Raw genomic sequence first — 20,618 nt, 5'->3', positions numbered from 1 at the left:
CAGCGTGGCGCGCTCCACCGATCCCGCCATTCGCGCACCAAAAGCCGCCGCAGCCCCGCACGGCATCGCCTTCATTCTGAAGAAATCATTCATCAGCGCCCTTGTGGCGCTGGTTCTGTTTTCGCTCATGATCGGCGTCCGGACCGAAGCCGGACCGGAGGGCCAGTTGATTTACTGGACCCGGTTCGGCGATCTCGCCGCAATGGTAGCCGCGGTGTTTTTCGGAAGCATCATTGTCGAACTGTTGCGACAATGGATCGGGCCGTCGAAGGGCGTCTCGTTTATTCCCGAGTCGGCCAACGACACGATCGCGACCTTGCGTCGCTTTTTCGCCCCGGCGCTGCTCGTCTTTGCCGCGCTGGTGCCGGTGATCTTCTACGACCAGCGCTACATTCTCGATCTTGGCATCCTCGTTTTGACGTACGTCATGCTGGGATGGGGGCTGAACATCGTCGTCGGTCTTGCCGGCCTGCTCGACCTCGGTTACGTCGCATTCTATGCGGTCGGCGCCTATTCCTACGCGCTGCTGGCAACGACCTTCGACCTGTCGTTCTGGGTTTGCCTGCCGCTGGCCGGAATTCTCGCCGCATTCTGGGGCGTCTTGCTCGGCTTTCCCGTGCTGCGATTGCGTGGCGACTACCTTGCCATCGTGACCCTGGCTTTCGGCGAAATCATCCGGCTCATTCTGCTCAACTGGCAGCACGTCACCGGCGGCCCGAACGGCATCACCGGCATTCCGCGGCCGTCATTCTTCGGCATCCCGCTCACCAACACTGACGACGGGCTCGCCGCTCTGCTCGGTATCGAGTTCTCCACCACGCACCGCGTGGTGTTCCTGTTCTATCTCATCCTCGCGCTCGCGCTGCTCACGAACTGGGTCACGATTCGCCTGCGGCGTTTGCCGATTGGCCGCGCGTGGGAAGCGCTACGTGAGGATGAAGTCGCTTGCCGCTCGCTCGGCATCAACACCACGACCACCAAGCTGACTGCGTTTGCGACCGGCGCGATGTTCGGCGGCTTTGCCGGGGCATTCTTCGCCACCCGTCAGGGCTTCATCAGCCCCGAATCCTTCACGTTCCACGAATCCGCTCTGGTGCTCGCTATCGTCGTGCTCGGCGGAATGGGTTCACAGCTTGGCGTCGCGCTAGCCGCGCTTGCGATGATCGGCGGGTTCGAGTTGTTCAGAGGGCTCGAGCAGTTCCGCATGCTGGTGTTCGGCTCGGCGATGGTGCTGCTGATGATCTGGCGGCCGCGCGGCCTGATCGGTCATCGCGCACCATCCGTGTTTCTGGAGAAGCCCTCGGAGATTTCGTCCGCGATGGTCAGGGAAGGCCGCGGATGACGACGAACAATACCAGCGACGACATTCTCGACGTCGACCATTTGTCGATGCGCTTCGGCGGCATCGTCGCCGTCAACGATCTATCGTTCACAGCGAAACGCGGCGACATCACCGCGCTGATCGGCCCCAACGGCGCCGGCAAAACCACCGTGTTCAACTGCATCACCGGCTTTTACAAACCGACCACCGGCATGATGCGTCTCATTCATGAAGACGGTCGCGAGTTTCTTCTGGAGCGATTGTTCGACTATCGCATCTCCAAGGTCGCGAAGGTCGCCCGCACGTTTCAAAACATCAGGCTGTTTGCGGGCATGACGGCGCTGGAAAACCTGATGGTCGCGCAGCACAATCCGTTGATGCTGGCGTCAGGCTACACATTTCTAGGCCTGATCGGCGCCCCCGGTTTCCGCCGCGCCGAAAAGAACGCCATCGAGCGCTCGCGCTATTGGCTCGACCGCATCGGCCTCACCTCGCGCGCCGATGACGCAGCAGGTAACCTGCCCTACGGCGATCAGCGCAGGCTCGAGATCGTGCGCGCGATGTGTTCCGAGCCGGTCCTGCTGTGCCTGGACGAACCCGCTGCCGGATTGAACGCGCGGGAAAGCGACGAACTGAGCCAGTTGCTGCTGGCGATCCGCAAGGATCACGGAACGTCGGTGCTGCTGATCGAACACGATATGTCGGTGGTGATGGAAATCTCCGACTGCATCTTCGTGCTCGACCATGGCGTGAAGATCGCGGCGGGCACGCCGCAGGAAATCCGCAACGACCCGAAGGTCATCGCTGCCTATCTCGGGGCTGACGAGCAAACCGCCATCGAAGTGATGGAGGGTGGCACATGAGCACAGCGCCCCTCCTCTCCATTCGCGGACTCGTCGCGGCCTACGGCAATATCGAAGCGCTGAAGGGCGTCGATCTCGACATCAACCCCGGTGAAATCGTCGCGCTGATCGGCTCCAACGGCGCCGGCAAATCCACGCTGATGATGTCGGTGTTCGGGCGGCCCCGCGCCCGCGGCGGGCTCATCACCTTCGATGGCCGGGACATCACGAACGAACCGACCCATCATGTCGCGCGGCTGCGGATCGCGCAGTCACCCGAAGGACGGCGCATTTTCCCGCGCATGACGGTCGCGGAAAACCTGCGCATGGGTGCGGACGCCGCCGGCGAGAGCACCGAAGCCGAGCGCAACGAAGATCTGGAACGCGTCTTCACGCTGTTTCCGCGCCTCAAGGAACGCATCTCGCAGCGCGGCGGCACACTGTCCGGCGGCGAACAGCAGATGCTGGCGATTGGGCGCGCACTGATGAGCCGCCCCCGCCTTCTGATGCTGGACGAACCGTCGCTTGGCCTCGCGCCGCTGATCGCGCGGCAAATCTTCGACGCAGTCCGCACACTCAACCGGCAGGATGGCCTGACCGTCCTGATCGTCGAACAGAACGCCAACCATGCCCTGAAGCTGGCACACCGCGGGTATGTGATGGTCAACGGCCTGATCACGCTGAGCGGAACCGGCGAGGAACTCCTCGCCCGGCCGGAGATTCGTGCAGCCTACCTTGAAGGGGGGCGTCACTGATGGCCTTCTACTCCAACGAATCCATCTTTCAGGTGCTGTTCGTCACCCTGGTGCTCGGCGGCGGCTGTGCCGTACTGGCCGGCCACGCCATTGCGCTAACCTGGCGGAGCATCTGGATCGCCGCCATCTCGATGGTCCCGCTGGGGATGGCCGTGCGATTCGTGCATTTCGCACTGTTCAATGAAACCCTGTTGCAGCCGCAGGCTTATTTAGCCGAGACCGCTATCCTGATCGCCGCCGCCTGCCTGTCTTTTCAGCGCACCCGGGCGCAGCAGATGGTCCGGCAGTATTACTGGCTGTACGAACCAAGCGGCCCCCTCGGCTGGCGGCTGCGGCAAGATGCGCCAGCCAAGGCCTGAGCGCGGCCCAAAATTGCCGATGACTTGACGGTAAAATCAGCGGACAATATCCGGGATCTGTTTGTCCGGCGGGCCGTCTGGCCGCGCCATTCGAGACCTGCATGAGGATTACCCTATGAAACCAACCCATATCCTTGGCCTCGCACTCGGCGCGTCGATTGCACTGTCGACTGCTGCGTTTGCGCAAGACATTTCCGTCGCGGTCGCCGGTCCGATGACGGGCGGCGAATCCGCGTTCGGCCGTCAGATGAAGAACGGCGCGGACCTGGCTGTTGCCGACATCAACGCCGCGGGCGGCGTCAACGGCAAGAAGCTCGCGCTCCAGGTCGGTGACGACGCCTGCGACCCAAAACAGGCCCGCTCAGTTGCCGAAAAGTTCGCAAGCTCCAAGGTCCCGTTCGTCGCGGGCCATTTCTGCTCGTCGTCGTCGATCCCGGCCTCGGAAGCTTACGCCGAAGGCAACGTGCTGCAGATCACGCCCGCCTCGACCAACCCTGTTTTCACGGAGCGCAAGCTGTGGAACGTGCTGCGCGTCTGCGGCCGTGACGACCAGCAAGGCCTTGTCGCCGCGCAGTACATTATCAAGGCGTTCGCCGGCAAGAATATCGCCATCCTCAACGACAAGACGACCTACGGCAAAGGCCTCGCGGACGAAACCAAGAAGGCGCTGAACGCCGGCGGCGTGAAGGAGAAACTGTTCGAGTCCTACAACAAGGGCGACAAGGACTTTAACTCCATCGTCTCGCGGCTGAAGCGTGAGAACATCGATCTGGTCTATGTCGGTGGCTACCATCAGGAGTCAGGACTGATCCTGCGCCAAATGCGCGATCAGGGCATGAAGACGCTTCTGATGGCGGGCGACGCTCTGAACGACAAGGAGTTCGCCTCGATCACGGGTGCGGCCGCGGAAGGCACGCTGTTCACCTTCGGTCCCGATCCGCGCAACAAGCCGACCGCGAAGGCCATCGTCGACAAGTTCAAGGCGAAGGGCATCGATCCCGAGGGCTATACGCTTTACACCTATGCCGCGTTTCAGGTCTGGTCGCAGGCCGCCGCGAAGGTCAAAACCACCGACTCCAAGAAGGTGATGGAAGCCATCAAGGGCGCTGAATGGGATACCGTGCTTGGTAAGCTTTCTTTCGATGCCAAGGGCGATATCAAGGTGATCGACTACGTCGTCTATCGCTGGGACGCCAAGGGCAACTACGCCGAGATCAACAAGGGATCGTAACGCGATCCTGCATCGTTAAAGAGCATCATGGCCGGGCTTGTCCCGGCCATTTTCTTTATGCGTTGGTCAGCCAAAATTCTGCAAGGCCGGGAACGTCTCCAGCAGCCAAATGCTGACGTCCGTGACCGCGCCGGTGAGAAATCCGATCCCCACGAGAATCATCAGGACGCCCATCGCACGCTCGACCGTGGCGAGATGCTTTTTCATGCGTGCGAGCACCGAGGAAAATCGCTCGACCATGAACGCCGCGATCAGGAACGGGATGCCGAGACCGGCGGAGTAGACCGCAAGCAGCCCTGCGCCCTTCGTCACGGTGGTTTCCGATGCGGCAACCGACAGAATGGCAGCCAGGATCGGCCCGATGCACGGCGTCCAGCCAAACGCAAAGGCCAGCCCCATCACATAGGCGCCCCATAGACCGACGGGCTTGGGTATCGGCAGGCGTCCTTCACGCATCAAAAAGCCGATGCGCGTGAGGCCAAGGAAATGTAGCCCCATCAGGATGATCGCGATGCCAGCGACGATGGACAACTGCGCGGACCAGGCGCGGATCCAGCCGCCGATCAAGCTGGCGCTGGCGCCGAGCGCCACGAATACGGTCGAGAAACCCAGCACGAAAACCAGCGCCGACAGCATCACGGCACGCTTTGAGACCTGCGGCTTCTCGTCATTGGCCACATGCTCGATGGTCGCGCCGGTGAGATAGATCAGATATGGCGGCACCAGCGGCAACACGCAGGGCGAGAGGAAACTGATAACGCCGGCGGCGAGCGCTGCGGGGATGGAAACGTCTTGAATCATGCCGCTTATTGCACTGTCGCCCATATGCTATGCAAGCTCCGCGCCCGCCCTTCCGCGTGTTGTGATCAAGCGTGATCATAAAAAGGTGAGAGTTATGAAGAACCTGCTGACCGACATTCCCGGCGTCCGGGTCGGCCACGCCCATGACGCGACGGTCGCATCCGGCGTGACCGCCGTGATCTTCGACAAGGCCATTGTCACCTCCGCCGATGTGCGCGGCGGCGGCCCCGGAATTCGGGACGGCGCATTGCTCGAACCGGTCAACACAGTCGAAAGCATCGATGCGATCGCGCTTTCTGGCGGCTCGGCCTTCGGGCTGGAAGCCGGCGGCGGCGTGCAGGCGTGGCTCGCCGAACAGGGACGCGGCTTTGCCGTTGGCGACGCGCTGATCCCGATTGTTCCCGGTGCCGTGATGTTCGACATGCTGAACGGCGGCGACAAGGCATGGGGCCGCTTTCCGCCCTATCGCGATCTCGGCTACGCGGCAGCCGCAGCAGCAACCGATACCCCGTTTGCACTCGGCAGCGTCGGCGCGGGCTTCGGCGCGACCACCGCCAACTTCAAGGGCGGGCTCGGCTCTGCGTCCGCCGTGATGACCAACGGCGTGCGCGTCGCGGCGATTGCTTCCGTTAACGCGGTCGGCAGCGTCAATGTCGGCGACGGACCATGGTTTTGGGCCGCGCCCTTCGAGCAGAATGGCGAGTTCGGCGGTCGCGGCCTGCCGCCATCCTTTACGCCGGACATGCTAGCGATGCGGCTCAAGGGCGGGCCCGCCGCGACGGCGATCGAGAACACCACGCTGGCCATTGTCGTCACCGACGCCATCCTCACCAAGCCGCAGGTCAAGCGCCTTGCGATGATCGCGCAGACCGGATTCGCCCGCGCGATCTATCCGGTACACGCGCCGCTCGACGGCGACATCGTGTTCGCAGCAGCGACCGGCGAAAAACCAGTTGATCCACTTTATGGGCTCACTGAACTTGGCGCGATCGCAGCAAATGTCATCGCGCGCGCCATTGCGCGCGGTATCTATGAAGCGAAGGCACTGCCTTTCGCCGGCGCTCTGCCGTCGTGGAAAGAACGGTTTGGGACATAGCGGTCTGCGCGCTGGATATGCGCGCCCGATTCAGCCGAACCCCGGTTACATCAGATCTTGACGGAGACCGATTGCTTCGCAGACGCGGCGAGCGCATCTGTCTGACGCTGCATCATTTTTTCAACGAGATTGTATTGCGTGGAAGCGCCGGTCGACGTGGTCGATGACGCGGGCTGGCTCAGCGTGATCTTCGATCCGTCGGCATATGTCAGCGTGGTCGAGATCGAGCCATCGCTGTTTGTCGTCGACGTGCTGGAAGCGCCTTGCAAAGCTTCCTTCAACGCATCGGCACCATCACCGGCCTGATGCGCATGCTGGCCCCCACCCTTGCCCCTGAGCGCCGTTGCCATTTCGTCGAGACTGACGGAACCATCGCTGTTGGCATCCATCTTGTTAAAGACGTTATTGGCGGCCGCGATGTTGGTGCCGCCCGCGCCGAGCTTGTCTTCGAATTCGGCCTTGGTGATCTTGCCGTCGCCGTTGCCGTCGATCTGCGCGAACAGACTCTTCAGCGCATCAGACGGGTTGGCCTTGCCGTTGGAATCCTGCGCCGACAACAGCGCGTTGAATGTCGCTGGCGACAGCGCTCCAGCCGGCGTGGAACTTGCCGCGGACACGGACGTCGCGCCCGACGTGCTGCCGCTCAATCCGGTCACATCGAAGATGGAATTGGTCTGCTTGACGCCGGTCTTGGCCGCTGCCGACTTGTCAGGCCTCAGCGAGGACAGCAGATCTAGCGCTGTGCCAGCGGCGACAGCAGCGGCTCCAACGGCACCTGCGGCAAAGAACATCGCGATACTCCCCAAAGCCGGTGACACGCGGCTCAGATCATCCCGAGAAGTATCCAGCAATTGCCGTGCCGCTTCGGAAACCCAATAAATACAGCCATTTTCACTGTCCGGACGGCGCTTCCAGCAGGGCAATTTCTGCCGTGGCGGCAGGATTTGCCGCGGAATCGGCGCTGTTCCTGTGTACGTCGCCTGCCTCACATTGCCCGCGCGCAGGCGGCATGTTAGGCGAAACCATCCGTCCAGAATTCGCCAAGGGAAGCACCGGAAGCCGCCATGTCACAGCCCCTTGCACCCCGCCCGCTGATTATCGCGCCGTCGATCCTGGCGTCGGATTTCTCCAAGCTCGGCGAGGAAGTCCGCTCCGTCGATCAGGCGGGCGCCGACTGGATCCATCTGGACGTCATGGACGGCCATTTCGTGCCGAACATTTCCTACGGCCCCGATGTCATCAAGGCGATGCGCCCGCACTCGAAGAAGATTTTCGATGCGCATCTGATGATCGCGCCGTGCGATCCGTATCTCGAAGCTTTCGCCAAGGCCGGCTGCGACATCATCACCGTGCACGCCGAAGCCGGTCCGCATCTGCATCGCTCATTGCAGGCGATTCGTGCGCTCGGCAAGAAAGCCGGCGTGTCGCTCAATCCGGCGACACCTGCGAGCGCCATCGAGTACGTGATCGACATGATCGATCTGGTGCTGGTGATGTCGGTTAATCCCGGCTTCGGCGGCCAGTCGTTCATCCCTTCCGTGCTGGAAAAGATTTCGCAAGTTCGCGCGATGTGCGCCGGCCGGCCGATCGACATTGAAGTCGACGGCGGCGTCACCGCGGACAACGCCGCCAAGGTCGCTGCCGCCGGCGCGAACGCGCTGGTCGCCGGATCGGCCGTGTTCAAGGGCGGCACGATGGACAGCTACAAGGCGAATATCTCTGCGATCCGCAATGCGGCTGCGTCAGCGCGCGGCGAAGCGATTTAATGGTGCATGTTGGACCAGTTTTTCGTCATGGCCGGGCTTGACCCGGCCATCCACGTTTTGCTTGGTCTGACCTCGAAAAAGACGTGGATGCCCGGCACAAGGCCGGGCATGACGGTCAGACTAACAGGACTTTGCCGATGATCCCCCGTTATTCCCGCCCCGAAATGGTCTCCATTTGGGAGCCACAGACGCGTTTCAAGATCTGGTTCGAGATCGAGGCGCATGCCGCCGATGCGCTCGCCGAGCTTGGAACGATCCCGAAGGATGCCGCCAAAACCATCTGGGCCAAGGCCAAGGACGCGACCTTCAACGTCGAGCGCATCGACGAGATCGAACGCGAGACCAAGCACGACGTCATCGCCTTCCTGACGCATCTGGCCGAGATCGTCGGCCCGGAAGCCCGCTTCGTGCATCAGGGCATGACCTCGTCGGATGTGCTCGACACCTGCCTCAACGTGCAGCTCTCGCGCGCCGCCGATATCCTGATCGCCGACATCGACAAGGTGCTGGCCGCGCTCAAGATCCGCGCCTTCGAACACAAGATGACGCCGACCATCGGCCGCTCCCACGGCATCCATGCCGAGCCGGTGACGTTCGGCCTCAAGCTCGCCTACGCCTACGCCGAATTCACCCGCGCCCGCGAGCGTCTCTTTCTGGCGCGCAAGGAGATCGCGACCTGCGCCATCTCCGGCGCAGTCGGCACCTTCGCGCAGATCGATCCGCGCGTCGAAGAGCATGTCGCCAAGGCCATGGGCCTCGCCGTCGAGCCGATTTCGACGCAGGTGATCCCGCGCGACCGCCACGCGATGTTCTTCGCAACCCTCGGCGTCGTCGCCTCGTCGGTGGAGCGTCTTGCCACCGAAATCCGCCACATGCAGCGCACTGAAGTTCTGGAAGCCGAGGAATTCTTCTCCGAAGGCCAGAAGGGCTCGTCGGCGATGCCGCACAAGCGCAATCCGGTGCTGACGGAAAATCTCACGGGCCTGTCGCGTATGGTGCGCGCCTATGTGACGCCGGCGCTGGAAAACGTCGTGCTCTGGCACGAGCGCGACATCTCGCACTCCTCCGCCGAGCGCATGATGGGCCCGGATGCCACCGTGACCCTCGACTTCGCGCTCAATCGTCTCGCCGGCGTGATCGAAAAGCTGCTGGTCTATCCGGCCAACATGCAGAAGAACCTCGACCGCCTCGGCGGCCTCGTCCACTCGCAGCGCCTTCTGATCGCGCTGACGCAAAAAGGCGCATCGCGCGAGGACGCCTACAAGCTCGTGCAGCGCAATGCGATGCCGGTCTGGCGCGGCGAAGGCGACTTCCAGTCACTTCTGAAGAAGGACGCCGACGTGAAGAAATATCTGTCGGACAAGGAGATCGAGGAACAATTTGATCTCGCGTATCACTTCAAGCACGTCGATACGATCTTCAAGCGGGTCTTTGGAGCCTCCTGAACCGATGGGCATCGTCACCGCGGTGAGCCTGCGCAAGGGGCACCACTTCAGCAAGACGAACTCCCTGAGCATTCGTCTGCTCAAGGGTCTCGGCGTCGACGGTGACGCGCATATGGGCGAGACGGTGAAACACCGCTCGCGTGTCGCGAAAGATCCGACCCAGCCGAACCTGCGTCAGGTGCATCTGATTCACGAAGAACTGCTCGATGAACTGGCCCCGAAAAACTTCATCGTCCGGCCCGGCGAGATGGGCGAGAACGTCACCACGCGCGGCATCGACCTGCTGGCGCTGCCGACCGGCACGCGGCTGCATCTCGGCGAGACCGCCCTGGTCGAGGTCACCGGGCTGCGCAATCCCTGCATCCAGATCGACCGCTTCCAGCAGGGCCTGATGGCCGCAACACTGGACAAGGACGCCGATGGCAACCTGATCCGCAAGGCCGGGATCATGAGCATCGTGCTGTCCGACGGCGACGTCCGGCCGGGCGATGCCGTCCGGATCGTCCTGCCAGAGGGACCGCGCCGCCCCCCTCAGCCGGTGTAGCCGCCCCGATTACAACAAAGTGGTAACCGCAGATCGGCTATCATGGCTTTCGTGTCCCAGACGCCCACGATACTGGTTTTCGATTCCGGCCTTGGCGGTCTCACCGTATTCCGCGAGATCGTCAGGCTGCGGCCGGGCGCGCACTACGTCTACGTCGCGGATGACGCCTATTTCCCCTACGGCCAGCATACCGAAGACGAGATCGTCGCCCGCGTGGTGCCGCTGGTCGGAGATCTGATCGCCGAACACACACCGGACCTCGTCGTCATTGCCTGCAACACGGCCTCGACCCTGGTGATGACGCATCTGCGCGAGGCTTACAGCGTGCCGTTCGTCGGTACCGTGCCGGCAATCAAGCCAGCCTGCGCCTCCTCCACGACAAAGCGTGTGTCGGTGCTGGGCACGCGCGGCACCGTCAAGCGCGAGTACACCAAGGCGCTGATCCGAGATTTCGCGCAGGGCTGCGACGTGACGCTGGTCGGTGCGGAAAATCTCGCGAGTCTTGCGGAGGCAGCGTTGCGCGGCGAACGTGTCAGCGACGATGCCGTCGCAGCAGAGATCGCACCGTGCTTCGTCAATGGCCAAGATAGTGATGGAGCACGGACCGATACCGTGGTGCTGGCCTGCACGCATTATCCGCTGCTCAGCGGCCAGATGATCGCGCTGGCGCCGTGGGTCGTGGACTGGATCGACCCCGCGCCCGCCATCGCACGCCGCGTGAGCGACCTGCTTGGCAGCGCCAACGGCACCGGCGAAGCACTCCCGGCGCGGTTCATCTTCACATCGGGACAGACCCCCTCTCCGGTCCTGGCGATGGCGCTGGAGCCCTTCCTCGGTGCCAGCCCTGTGGGGTGAGACCCTTCCGCAGATACCGTTCGGCTGTTAGCCTCCCGCCCGGTCTGTTCCGAAAGAGAACAGCGAAAGGGAGAATCACATGCTCAAGAAGACAGTGCTTTGCGTTTCTGTTCTCGCGCTCGCCGGCATAGGCGTGGCCCTCGCCCAGCAACCGCCCGCGGGCATCAAGCGTACGCCGCTCCAGACCATCGCTTTCCCCGAGGGCTACAACACAGTCACCGGCCTTGCCGAACTGGCTCCGGGAACCAAGGCCGGACGGCACACCCATCCCGGCGTCGAGACCGGCTACGTCCTTGAGGGCGAACTGGTGTTGTCCATCGACGGGCAGCCCGACAAAACGCTGAAAGCTGGCGAATCCTACCAAATTCCGGCCGGCGCCGTTCACGACGCCGCCGTTCATGGCGATAAGCCTATGAAAGTGCTGGGAGTTTACATAGTGGACAAGACCAAGCCGCTGGCTTCCCCGGCCCCCGCGAAATAGCCGATCTGTTTGACATTACGGGGGATTTTTCATAGAACCCCGTTGCTCGCGGGCCGGTTTCGGCCCGCGTTGCGTTTCGCGACCCGTGGTCTTTCTCATCAAGCTTATGAGGCGGACCTGTCAGCACCGGGATCATATCCCGCTGCACAGGAGGGCGCGTTTCCTCAAAACTCAAACTTAAGAAAGAGGACGCGATGACTAAGCGTAGTGAGGCGAAGTATAAAATCGATCGCCGTATGGGCCAGAACATCTGGGGCCGCCCGAAGAGCCCCGTCAACAAGCGTGAATACGGCCCCGGCCAGCACGGCCAGCGCCGCAAAGGCAAGCTCTCCGACTTCGGCACCCAGCTGCGCGCCAAGCAGAAGCTGAAGGGCTATTACGCTAACATTTCCGAGCGTCAGTTCCACGCGATCTACGTCGAAGCCAGCCGCCTGAAGGGCGACTCGGGCGAGAACCTGATCGGCCTGCTCGAGCGCCGCCTCGATACCGTCGTGTATCGCGCGAAGTTCGTCGCCACCATGTTCGCGGCCCGCCAGTTCATCAACCACGGCCACATCAAGGTGAACGGCAAGCGCGTCAACATCGCCAGCTACAAGGTCAAGGTCGGCGACGTCATCGAGATCAAGGAATCTTCCAAGCAGCTCACGTTCGTTCTCGAAGCCAACCAGCTCGGCGAGCGTGACACCCCCGACTACCTCGAAGTCGATCACGGCAAGCAGACTGCCAAGGTCACGCGCGTTCCGGGTCTTTCGGAAGTGCCGTTCCCGGTTCAGATGGAGCCGCACCTCATCATCGAATTCTATTCGCGCTGATCTCTTCAGCCGGATAGCAGAAATGCGAAAGGCCGCCTCATCGGGCGGCCTTTTTGTTTGCGTGAATTCCGTCTGCTATTTCAACGCGCCGTAGATCAGGCTTCTGAGTGCCGATTGAATCCGGCCGCGCTGCGACGGCGACTGGATCATCAGGACGGCGAACATGTCTTCCTTCGGATCGACAAGGAAGTATGTTCCGCTGCCCCCGCTCCACTCGTACTCGCCAACGGAGCCTGCCCAGTGGCTCACGCCCGCTTCCGTTCGCACCGCAACGCCAAGACCGAAGCCATAGCCCGCACCGGGAAAATAATAGACCCACGGCTTGATGCCCGCAGCTTCGCCGATATGGTTCGACGTCATCAAGTCCACTGTCTTGCGCGCCAGAATGCGCTTGCCGTTGAGTTCACCGCGATTGAGCAGCATCTGCACAAAGCGCGCGTAGTCCGCGATCGACGACACCATGCCGCCACCGCCCGATTCCCATTTGGTGACAATACGCGGGTCGCGATCCAGCTTGTCATGCCTGTTCGGAAGCGGATCGGCGAGCAGCGCCTGTTTTGCGGGATCCGTAACGAAAAAACTTGTGTTCGTCATGCCGAGCGGATCGAGCAGGTTTTCCTTTTCGAACTGATAGAGCGATTTTCTTGACACCACCTCGATCACCCGTCCGAGCACATCGGTGGCGTGGCCGTAGGTCCAGTAATCGCCGGGGTGACTGATCAGTGGCAACGCGGCAATGCGGTTCGCGACCTCCTCATTGGTGAACTTGCCCGACATCAGGTCGGCGTCTTCATAAGGCTTCTTCACCACGCCATAAGCCAGCGAGGCGTAAGGTATGCCCGCGGACTGCCGCAGCAGATCGTGGATCTGGATCGGGCGCTTCGGCGCGACCAGATCAAGCGCGGGCTTGCCGTCAGAACCAGGTTTCTCCTCGCCGACCTTGATACTGTAAAAGCCGTGAATGTATTGCCCGACCTCGTCATCGAGCGCGAGCTTGCCTTGCTCCACCAGCATCAGCGCCGCCACCGACGTGATCGGCTTCGTCATCGAAAACAGCGTGAAGATGGTGTCGGGCGTCATCGGCGTCTTGGTGGCGACACTGCGCACACCGAAGGCTTCGTAATAGGCGGGCTGGCCGCGACGCTGGATCAGCACGATGGCGCCGGGGATCTTGCCTATCGTCACCTCATTGTTGAAGTATTCGGTGATGCGGGCCAGCCGCTCGCTCGAAAATCCTGCCGCTGCCGGGTCGGATTTTCCGATACTGCCGGCTGACGCTTGAACGATGAAAAGGCCGACCGCCGCCACCTGAAATAAGCACATCGCCATGGCGCGGGCGGACGGGCGATAAACAATTTGGAAATGCAAAGTCGGGCCTCATCCAGAAACAGAAATGCAAGCGGCAAGCCTAGCGATTGGCAGCCCCATTGCAAGCAACCCTATATTGACACACGGACTTCCATTGGACCGGCGGTCGCTTTTTGAATACATCAGGGAACGGCGCAGATCACCGCACAGGACTTTCCGATGAGAATGACCCCCGCCTCGCCTGATCCGAAGCTACCGCCCGTTCGCATCAATCTGATGTCGGATACCCAGACGCGGCCAACGCCGGGAATGCGCGAGGCGATGGCGCGTGCGGAGGTGGGCGACGAGCAGATCGGCGACGACCCCACAACGATTGCGCTGTGCGAGCGCGTCGCCGACTTGCTCGGCAAGGAAGCTGCAGTCTTCCTGCCGTCGGGGACCATGTGCAATGTGGCGGCAACGCTGGTGCATTGCCGTCCGGGCGACGAAATCCTGGCGCATCCCTCCGCGCATGTGCTGACCCGCGAAGGCGGCGCGCATGCAGCACTCGGCGGATTCCAGATCACGCCGCTGCCCGGCGAGAACGGGATTTTCACACCGGAGACATTTCGCGCAGCGATCCAGCCGGTCTCGCGCTATTCAGCACCGCAGCGCGTCGTGACCGTCGAGCAGACCGCGAACATCGGCGGCGGCACGGTCTGGAAAAAATCCGCTCTCGACGAGATCACGGCCATCGCGCGCGAGCATAAGCTTATCACCCACATGGATGGCGCGCGGCTGATGAATGCCTGCGTGGCCACCGGCGTGTCCGCGCGGGACATGGCCGAGGGCTGGGATTCGGTCTGGATCGATTTCAGCAAGGGATTAGGCGCGCCTATCGGCGCGGTGATCGCGGGGACGGACGATTTCATCGACGAGGTGTGGCGCTGGAAGCAACGCCTCGGCGGTGCAATGCGCCAGAGCGGCATTTGCGCTGCGGCCTGCCTTTACGCGCTCGATCATCACGTCGACCGGCTCGCAGATGACCACGCCAATGCCCGCGCACTCGCTCGCGGTCTCGCGCAAATCCCCGGCATCGCGGTCAATCAGCCGGAGACCAATCTGGTTTTCTTCGATCCCGCAGAAGCCGGCATCACCACGCAGCGAATGATTTCAGAATTGCGCAAGCGCGGCATCCTGACCGGTGCACTCGATCACCGCATCCGCGCCTGCACCCATCTCGATGTGACGGCAGCGATGATCGACGAAACGGTTGCAGCGATCCGCGGCATCACGGCTAAGGCGTGATCTATCGCTCGAACGCGTCGTAGACCATGGCCTTCAGCGCCGGCTGAATACGGCCACGCTCCGACGGCGACTGGATCATCAGGATCACGAACATGTCCTGCGCGCGATCGATCCAGAAGTAAGTCCCGCCCGCGCCGTCCCACTTGATCTCGCCGAGCGATCCCGGAGGCGGCGGCGTGGCGTTGCCGGGTTCGGTGCGGACCCCGAAGCCGAGGCCGTATCCGAAGCCGTCGCCGGGAAAATAGTAATCTCCGCGCTTCACACCGGTTGCGGGCGCGATATGGTTCGTGGTCATCGTCGCGAAAGTCTCAGGCTTCAGATAACGCTTGCCGTCGAGTTCGCCGCCATTGAGCAGCATCTGGGCAAACCGGCTGAAGTCGCCGATGGTCGTGACCAGTCCACTGCCGCCGGATTCCCGCTTCGTAACCAGGCGCGGATTCCGCGCACTGCTCGTCCTGAAGTTACCGTCACTGGGCAACGGCTCGGCGATACGGCGATGCTTGGCCGGGTCGGCAACATAGTAGGCCGTGTCGGTCATGCCGAGCGGACCGAACAGCCGCTCCTTCTCGAACTCGAAAAGCGACTTGCCAGATACCACTTCGATGACGCGGCCCAGTACATCCATCGAGTGGCCGTAGTCCCACAGCGTGCCGGGGTGCTCGGATAGCGGGAGGCGCGCGATCTTTTCTGCGAGCGACGCATTGTCGGCTTCGGCGAACAGATCGGCGCTGGCATAAGCCTTTCTGACAACGCCCTTGCCGTAGAAACCGTAAGTGATTCCGGATGAGTGCCGCAGCAGGTCTTTGATGGTGATCGGCCGGTCCGTCGGCACGAGCTTGAGCACGGGGTCACCGTTCTCGGCCGTGGCTTCAACACCCACCTTCACCGTCGCAAATGACGGAATGTACCTGGACAGCGGATCGTCGAGTTTAAGCTTGCCGTCGTCCACCAGCAGCATCGCCGCCACGCTGGTCACCGGCTTTGACATCGAGAAAATTCGGAAGATCGCATCCGGCGTCATCGGCTCGCCGGAGACCGTATCGATCTTGCCGAAGGACTTGAGGTAGACCTGCTTGCCGTGGCGCTGAATCAGAACCACTGCGCCGGAAATCTTTGCGTTGGCAACTTCGGTATCAAAATATTCGGTGATCCGTTCAAGCCGCTGCGGAGAGAGAACGGCGTCCGGGGGGTAGACCCGCATCGCGCCATCGGCCACGGCGGCGCTCGCCGTCAGCGCGACTATCGCGGCAGGAAGCACGCTCCAGATACGCCGCGATCTCATCGGGTTCCTGCTTTCAGTTGGCAGAGATCCATCAGATACGCCCGCCGTCCGGCGCGGTTGCACCGGGCAACCGTAGGCCGGGCCGTTACTTCTCGAACGCGCCGTAAACGAGATTCTTCAGCGCGATGCGGTGACGGCCGCGATGCTGCACGGTCTGGGACATGAACACCACGAACATATCTTCCTTCGGATCGACCCAGAAGGTGGTGCCGCCCGCGCCCGACCAGTTCATCTCGCCGGCGCTGCCCTCCATGACGCTGACGCCGGGCTCGGTCCGTACCGCGAATCCGAGGCCGAAACCGAAGCCCGGACCGGGCAGATAGTACGGACCATTCACCACCCCCGACGCGGGACCGATATGGTTCGATCCCATATAGGCGATGGTCTTCGGGCTCAGGTAGCGCTTGCCGTCGAGCGTTCCGCCATTCGCGATCATGCGCGCGAACCGGGCGTAATCGCCGATGGTCGACATCATGCCGCCGCCGCCGGATTCCCACTTGCGCACGATCCGCGGGTCATTCATCTCGGCGTCATTGCCGATCTTGCGGTCATTCGGGAACGGCTCGGCAATCAGCGGCTGCTTGGCCTTATCGGTAACGTAGAATGTCGTGTCCTTCATGCCGAGCGGATCGAGAATGCGCTCCTTCTCGAACTGATAGAGCGATTTGCCGGATACGACTTCGACCACGCGCCCCAGGATATCGGTCGAATGGCTATAGTCCCATGTCGATCCCGGCTGATAGGCCAGCGGCAGCTTGGCGATACGGTCCGCAAAGCCGGCGTTGTCGACATCTTCCGAGAATATCTTGGCATCGACATAGGCTTTCTTCACCAGCCCCTCGCCGAAGAAACCGTAGGTGATGCCGGACGTGTGGCGCATCAGATCCTGCACCGTCATGGGACGGCGGGACGGGACAAGATCGAGCGTCGTCTTTCCATCCTCGCCCTTCTTCTCGACGCCGACCTTCACATCCTTGAATGCGGGAATGAAATTCGCGACGGGATCGCCCAGCTGGAGCTTGCCTTCCTCCACCAGCATCATCGCTGCGACCGTCGTGATCGGCTTGGACATCGAGTAGATGCGGAAGATCGTGTTCGCCGTCATCGGCGCCTTGGTGGCGGGATCGCGGACGCCAAAGGTCTCGTAATAAGCGACCTTGCCCCGGCGCTGGATCATCATCACGGCGCCTGGAATCTTGTTGGTGGCGATTTGGTTCTTGAGGTAGTCGCCGATCCGCGCGAGCCCTTTGGGCGATAGCCCAGCTTCAATGGGCTGGGTGCGGACGACGCTATCGGCAAAAGCGCTTTGTGCGGCGAGCAGTGTGGCGGCAACGACAAGCGACGCCGTGATGTGGCGAGAAACGAACATAAAAAAGACCTCCCAAGTCTTCTCAGACGAACGCCCGGATCGTTTGCGTCCGGGCTTGGGAGGACTGTACCGGCCAGCAAGGCCGGCAGACAAGCGAGACGGCGAACGGCCGCCTCGCCCGGAAATATCAGCCAGCGGGCTGCTGGATCGCGACGCCCTTGTCGGCGAGCAACTGCTGCAATTCGCCAGCCTGGAACATCTCACGGATGATGTCGCAACCACCGACGAACTCACCCTTGACGTAAAGCTGCGGAATGGTCGGCCAGTTCGAATAAATCTTGATGCCGTCGCGCAGTTCGGACGATTCGAGCACGTTCAGGCCCTTGTAGGCGATGCCGACGTGATCGAGGATCTGGACCACCTGGCCCGAAAATCCGCACTGCGGAAACTGCGGCGTGCCCTTCATGAACAGCACGACGTCGTTGGACTTCACTTCGTTGGCGATGAATTGGTCGATGCTCATATTCGCGTCCTTAACTGCCTCGGTCCTGCGGCTGGGCCGGGAATCCTCAACGGCCTGTCGCTCTGACCATATATGTAGCGTGAAACGGTTCCGCAGCCCAATCAAATCGCTGAAAGGGTGCCATGCCACCCCCAGAGGCGGAATGCGGGTCTGCCATGCCTCTCTCCGTAACAGCGTCGTAGCCGACGCGTATCCATTTCATGGCCGACGGTGCCTTTTTTCTCCGGCGAGGCGCCCTATCTAGAGCATCCGTTCTGCGGAACCGATCCGCAGAAGCATCGTTCTCTCCTCAACCGGAGATTCTCGTGACGAAACCAGCATCCCAGCCAGACGCCCGTGTCGCCACCACCTCCGCAAATACGGCCGAATCCAGCCAAAAACTCCTTCAGGAATCCCGCGACGAACGGGCCGCTAGGCTGCTGACGGCCTACCGCACCGTCCGGGACGAGACCGAGCGGCGGGCGGCTCCGTTGTCCCCTGAGGATCAGCTGGTTCAGTCGATGCCGGACGCCAGCCCGACCAAATGGCACCGCGCCCACGTCACCTGGTTCTGGGAGCAATTCCTGCTCGGCGAGCATTCACCGGGCTACCAGCCCTATCACCCGGACTACGCCTACCTGTTCAATTCCTATTACGTGAGCGCAGGGCCACGTCACGCCCGCGCCCAGCGCGGCCACCTCACCCGTCCCGGCGCGGACGAGGTGACGGCCTATCGCAAGCACGTCGATGCCGCAGTCGCGGCATTTTTCAGTTCAGCGGATGTGGACACGCTGGCGAAACTGGAGCCACTGATTGAGGTCGGCCTCAATCACGAGCAGCAGCATCAGGAATTGCTTCTCACCGACATCCTGCATGCCTTCGCACAGAATCCGATCCCGCCGGCCTATGAACCCGGCTGGGCATTCCCGGCTGCGACCCGCACCGGCGACGCATGGGTCACCCTGATGGAAGGCATCCACACCATCGGCCACGCCGACAATTCATTTCATTTCGACAACGAGAAGCCCACGCACCGCGCGCTGGTCGGCCCCGTCAAGCTGGCGCGCAATCTCGTGACCAACGCCGAGTGGCTCGCCTTCATGAAGGACGGCGGTTACACGGCGCCAACGCTGTGGCTGATGGACGGCTTCGCTGCCGCCGAACGTGAGGAATGGCAGGCCCCCGGTCACTGGCGCAAGGTGGACGGTGCAAATTCTTCTGAAAGCTGGAAAATCATGACGCTCGGCGGCTTGCAGAACATCGATCCTACGGCTCCCGTCTCGCATGTCAGCTACTATGAAGCCGATGCTTTTGCGCGCTGGAGCGGCAAGCATCTGCCGACCGAAATGGAATGGGAAGTAGCCGCCCGCGCCGGTCATCTTAATGACGCCTTCGGCATCGTCTGGCAGTGGACCCGCAGTTCGTACTCGCCTTACCCCGGTTACCGCGCCATCGACGGCGCGCTCGGGGAATACAACGGGAAATTCATGGTCAACCAACTGGTGCTGCGCGGCTCATCGCTGGCAACGCCGGACAATCATAGCCGCATTACCTATCGCAATTTCTTCTATCCACATCATCGCTGGCAGTTCACCGGACTGCGGCTCGCCGATTACGCCGTTTAAACCCCGAACACACGAGACCGTCATGAATGTGCATGTCAACGCGCGGGCCGATGCTCCGCTTCACGATCAGATTGACCATTCTTTCGCTCAGGACGTGATTGCCGGATTGTCGCAGCAGCCGAAAAAGCTGTCGCCGAAATATTTCTACGACGAGGCTGGCTCGAAACTGTTCGAGCAGATCACGCTGCTGCCGGAATACTATCCGACCCGCACCGAACTACGCATCCTGCGCGACCGCGGTTCGGAGATCGCCCAGGCGATCCCCGCAAACGCCGCGCTGGTCGAATTCGGCGCCGGCGCCACGACCAAGGTGCGTCTGCTGTTGAAACAGTGCTCCTTCAAGGCCTACGTGCCGGTGGACATTTCCGGCGACTTTCTCAACGGACAGGCCAGCACATTGCGCGGGGACTTTCCCGATCTCGCCGTTTATCCGGTAAACGCCGACTTCACCAAGCCGTTCGAACTGCCGCTGGAAATCAAGGACATGCCGAAAGTCGGCTTCTTTCCCGGCTCGACCATCGGCAATTTCGACCCGCATGAAGCCTGCGCCTTCCTGCGCAGCGCCCGCGCCATTCTCGGCGAAGGCGCGACGCTGATCGTCGGCGTCGATCTGGAGAAGGACGAACGCGTGCTTCACGACGCCTACAACGATGCGGCGGGCGTGACCGGCCAGTTCAATCTCAACGTGCTGGCGCGGATCAACCGCGAACTCGGCGGCAATCTCGATCTCGACGGATTCAAGCACCGCGCGATCTACAACCGCCAGCGCCATCGCATCGAGATGCATCTCATCAGCCGCAAGCCGCAGACTGTGCGGGTGCTGGATCACACGGCGACGTTCCGCACCGGCGAGACGATCCACACCGAGAGCAGCTACAAATACAGCATCGAGCGCTTCACCACGCTGGCGCGTGGGTCGGGATGGACCCCGCGCGCGTCGTGGACAGATCCCGACGGGATGTTCTCGGTTCACGCGCTGGTTGCGAATGAATGAAGG

General features: G+C 62.0%; 21 protein-coding genes. 15 read left to right on the top strand and 6 right to left on the bottom strand.

What is annotated here, in order from left to right; all coding sequences use genetic code 11:
• The first annotated feature begins 4 nt into the window (after positions 1-4).
• The 5 genes from livM (at position 5) to YH63_RS14605 (ending at position 4,508) form a co-directional block, all read left to right on the top strand.
• Positions 5-1,342 (top strand): high-affinity branched-chain amino acid ABC transporter permease LivM, encoded by a 1,338-nt coding sequence (gene livM, locus YH63_RS14625; protein WP_046826962.1) that lies wholly within the window; start codon positions 5-7, stop codon positions 1,340-1,342.
• The gene (locus tag YH63_RS14620) at positions 1,339-2,184 is read left to right on the top strand and encodes an ABC transporter ATP-binding protein (protein WP_046826963.1); all 846 of its coding nucleotides are present in this window, start codon (positions 1,339-1,341) and stop codon (positions 2,182-2,184) included. The genes livM and YH63_RS14620 overlap by 4 nt, the downstream gene beginning before the upstream one ends.
• Positions 2,181-2,918, top strand: coding sequence for an ABC transporter ATP-binding protein (locus YH63_RS14615; RefSeq protein ID WP_046826964.1), 738 nt, complete (start codon positions 2,181-2,183; stop codon positions 2,916-2,918). Before YH63_RS14620 ends, YH63_RS14615 begins: the two co-directional genes overlap by 4 nt.
• Entirely contained in the window at positions 2,918-3,277 is a 360-nt protein-coding gene (locus YH63_RS14610; RefSeq protein ID WP_046826965.1) for a DUF6867 family protein, read from the top strand. The genes YH63_RS14615 and YH63_RS14610 overlap by 1 nt, the downstream gene beginning before the upstream one ends.
• Before the next feature lie 115 nt (positions 3,278-3,392).
• The gene (locus YH63_RS14605) at positions 3,393-4,508 is read left to right on the top strand and encodes a branched-chain amino acid ABC transporter substrate-binding protein (protein ID WP_046826966.1); all 1,116 of its coding nucleotides are present in this window, start codon (positions 3,393-3,395) and stop codon (positions 4,506-4,508) included.
• A 66-nt stretch (positions 4,509-4,574) separates the two neighbouring features.
• Here the strand turns inward: YH63_RS14605 and YH63_RS14600 are convergent, their stop codons facing one another.
• Positions 4,575-5,309 (bottom strand): cytochrome c biogenesis CcdA family protein, encoded by a 735-nt coding sequence (locus YH63_RS14600; protein ID WP_046826967.1) that lies wholly within the window; start codon positions 5,307-5,309, stop codon positions 4,575-4,577.
• Between the two features lie 94 nt (positions 5,310-5,403).
• Between YH63_RS14600 and YH63_RS14595 the strand changes: the two genes are divergently transcribed.
• A complete protein-coding gene (locus tag YH63_RS14595) occupies positions 5,404-6,405 on the top strand; it encodes a P1 family peptidase (RefSeq protein WP_046826968.1) in 1,002 nt (333 codons plus the stop codon).
• Between the two features lie 50 nt (positions 6,406-6,455).
• Here the strand turns inward: YH63_RS14595 and YH63_RS14590 are convergent, their stop codons facing one another.
• Positions 6,456-7,196, bottom strand: coding sequence for an EF-hand domain-containing protein (locus YH63_RS14590; protein ID WP_046826969.1), 741 nt, complete (start codon positions 7,194-7,196; stop codon positions 6,456-6,458).
• 273 nt (positions 7,197-7,469) lie between these two features.
• Here YH63_RS14590 and rpe point away from each other — a divergent pair, with 273 nt between their 5' ends.
• The 6 genes from rpe (at position 7,470) to rpsD (ending at position 12,308) form a co-directional block, all read left to right on the top strand.
• Complete coding sequence (gene rpe, locus YH63_RS14585; protein ID WP_046826970.1) at positions 7,470-8,171, top strand: ribulose-phosphate 3-epimerase; 702 nt, start codon at positions 7,470-7,472, stop codon at positions 8,169-8,171.
• 137 nt (positions 8,172-8,308) lie between these two features.
• Positions 8,309-9,616: an adenylosuccinate lyase gene (purB, locus tag YH63_RS14580; RefSeq protein ID WP_046826971.1), complete on the top strand. Its 1,308-nt coding sequence runs from the start codon at positions 8,309-8,311 to the stop codon at positions 9,614-9,616.
• Between the two features lie 4 nt (positions 9,617-9,620).
• Positions 9,621-10,160, top strand: a complete 540-nt coding sequence (locus tag YH63_RS14575; RefSeq protein WP_046826972.1) for an MOSC domain-containing protein — start codon at positions 9,621-9,623, stop codon at positions 10,158-10,160.
• A 51-nt stretch (positions 10,161-10,211) separates the two neighbouring features.
• The gene (gene murI, locus YH63_RS14570) at positions 10,212-11,015 is read left to right on the top strand and encodes a glutamate racemase (protein WP_046829497.1); all 804 of its coding nucleotides are present in this window, start codon (positions 10,212-10,214) and stop codon (positions 11,013-11,015) included.
• A 79-nt stretch (positions 11,016-11,094) separates the two neighbouring features.
• Positions 11,095-11,496 (top strand): cupin domain-containing protein, encoded by a 402-nt coding sequence (locus tag YH63_RS14565; protein ID WP_046826973.1) that lies wholly within the window; start codon positions 11,095-11,097, stop codon positions 11,494-11,496.
• A 194-nt stretch (positions 11,497-11,690) separates the two neighbouring features.
• Complete coding sequence (gene rpsD / locus YH63_RS14560) at positions 11,691-12,308, top strand: 30S ribosomal protein S4 (protein ID WP_019196340.1); 618 nt, start codon at positions 11,691-11,693, stop codon at positions 12,306-12,308.
• Positions 12,309-12,383: 75 nt separating this feature from the next.
• Here the strand turns inward: rpsD and YH63_RS14555 are convergent, their stop codons facing one another.
• On the bottom strand, positions 12,384-13,637 hold the full coding sequence (locus tag YH63_RS14555) for a serine hydrolase domain-containing protein (protein ID WP_046826974.1): 1,254 nt from the start codon (positions 13,635-13,637) through the stop codon (positions 12,384-12,386).
• A 198-nt stretch (positions 13,638-13,835) separates the two neighbouring features.
• Here YH63_RS14555 and YH63_RS14550 point away from each other — a divergent pair, with 198 nt between their 5' ends.
• The gene (locus YH63_RS14550; RefSeq protein ID WP_046826975.1) at positions 13,836-14,903 is read left to right on the top strand and encodes a threonine aldolase family protein; all 1,068 of its coding nucleotides are present in this window, start codon (positions 13,836-13,838) and stop codon (positions 14,901-14,903) included.
• A 1-nt stretch (position 14,904) separates the two neighbouring features.
• Here YH63_RS14550 and YH63_RS14545 read toward each other — a convergent pair whose 3' ends face one another.
• The 3 genes from YH63_RS14545 to grxD form a co-directional block, all read right to left on the bottom strand.
• Positions 14,905-16,185, bottom strand: coding sequence for a serine hydrolase domain-containing protein (locus YH63_RS14545; protein ID WP_046826976.1), 1,281 nt, complete (start codon positions 16,183-16,185; stop codon positions 14,905-14,907).
• Positions 16,186-16,270: 85 nt separating this feature from the next.
• Positions 16,271-17,554 (bottom strand): serine hydrolase domain-containing protein, encoded by a 1,284-nt coding sequence (locus YH63_RS14540; protein ID WP_046826977.1) that lies wholly within the window; start codon positions 17,552-17,554, stop codon positions 16,271-16,273.
• A gap of 127 nt (positions 17,555-17,681) precedes the next feature.
• Positions 17,682-18,017, bottom strand: a complete 336-nt coding sequence (gene grxD / locus YH63_RS14535; RefSeq protein ID WP_046826978.1) for a Grx4 family monothiol glutaredoxin — start codon at positions 18,015-18,017, stop codon at positions 17,682-17,684.
• A gap of 305 nt (positions 18,018-18,322) precedes the next feature.
• Between grxD and egtB the strand changes: the two genes are divergently transcribed.
• Both egtB and egtD read left to right on the top strand, forming a co-directional pair.
• Positions 18,323-19,621 carry an ergothioneine biosynthesis protein EgtB gene (egtB, locus tag YH63_RS14530; protein WP_170978695.1) on the top strand — a complete coding sequence of 433 codons (1,299 nt, stop codon included), beginning with the start codon at positions 18,323-18,325 and terminating at the stop codon, positions 19,619-19,621.
• Positions 19,622-19,643: 22 nt separating this feature from the next.
• Positions 19,644-20,615, top strand: coding sequence for an L-histidine N(alpha)-methyltransferase (gene egtD / locus YH63_RS14525; protein ID WP_046826979.1), 972 nt, complete (start codon positions 19,644-19,646; stop codon positions 20,613-20,615).
• The last annotated feature ends 3 nt before the right edge of the window (positions 20,616-20,618 follow it).

This window comes from Afipia massiliensis (genome assembly GCF_001006325.2).
In the GTDB taxonomy this organism is placed as follows: Bacteria; Pseudomonadota; Alphaproteobacteria; order Rhizobiales; family Xanthobacteraceae; genus Afipia; species Afipia massiliensis_A.
The sequence above is the reverse complement of the archived record's forward strand: the minus strand, read 5'-3'. Positions and strand labels throughout refer to the sequence as shown.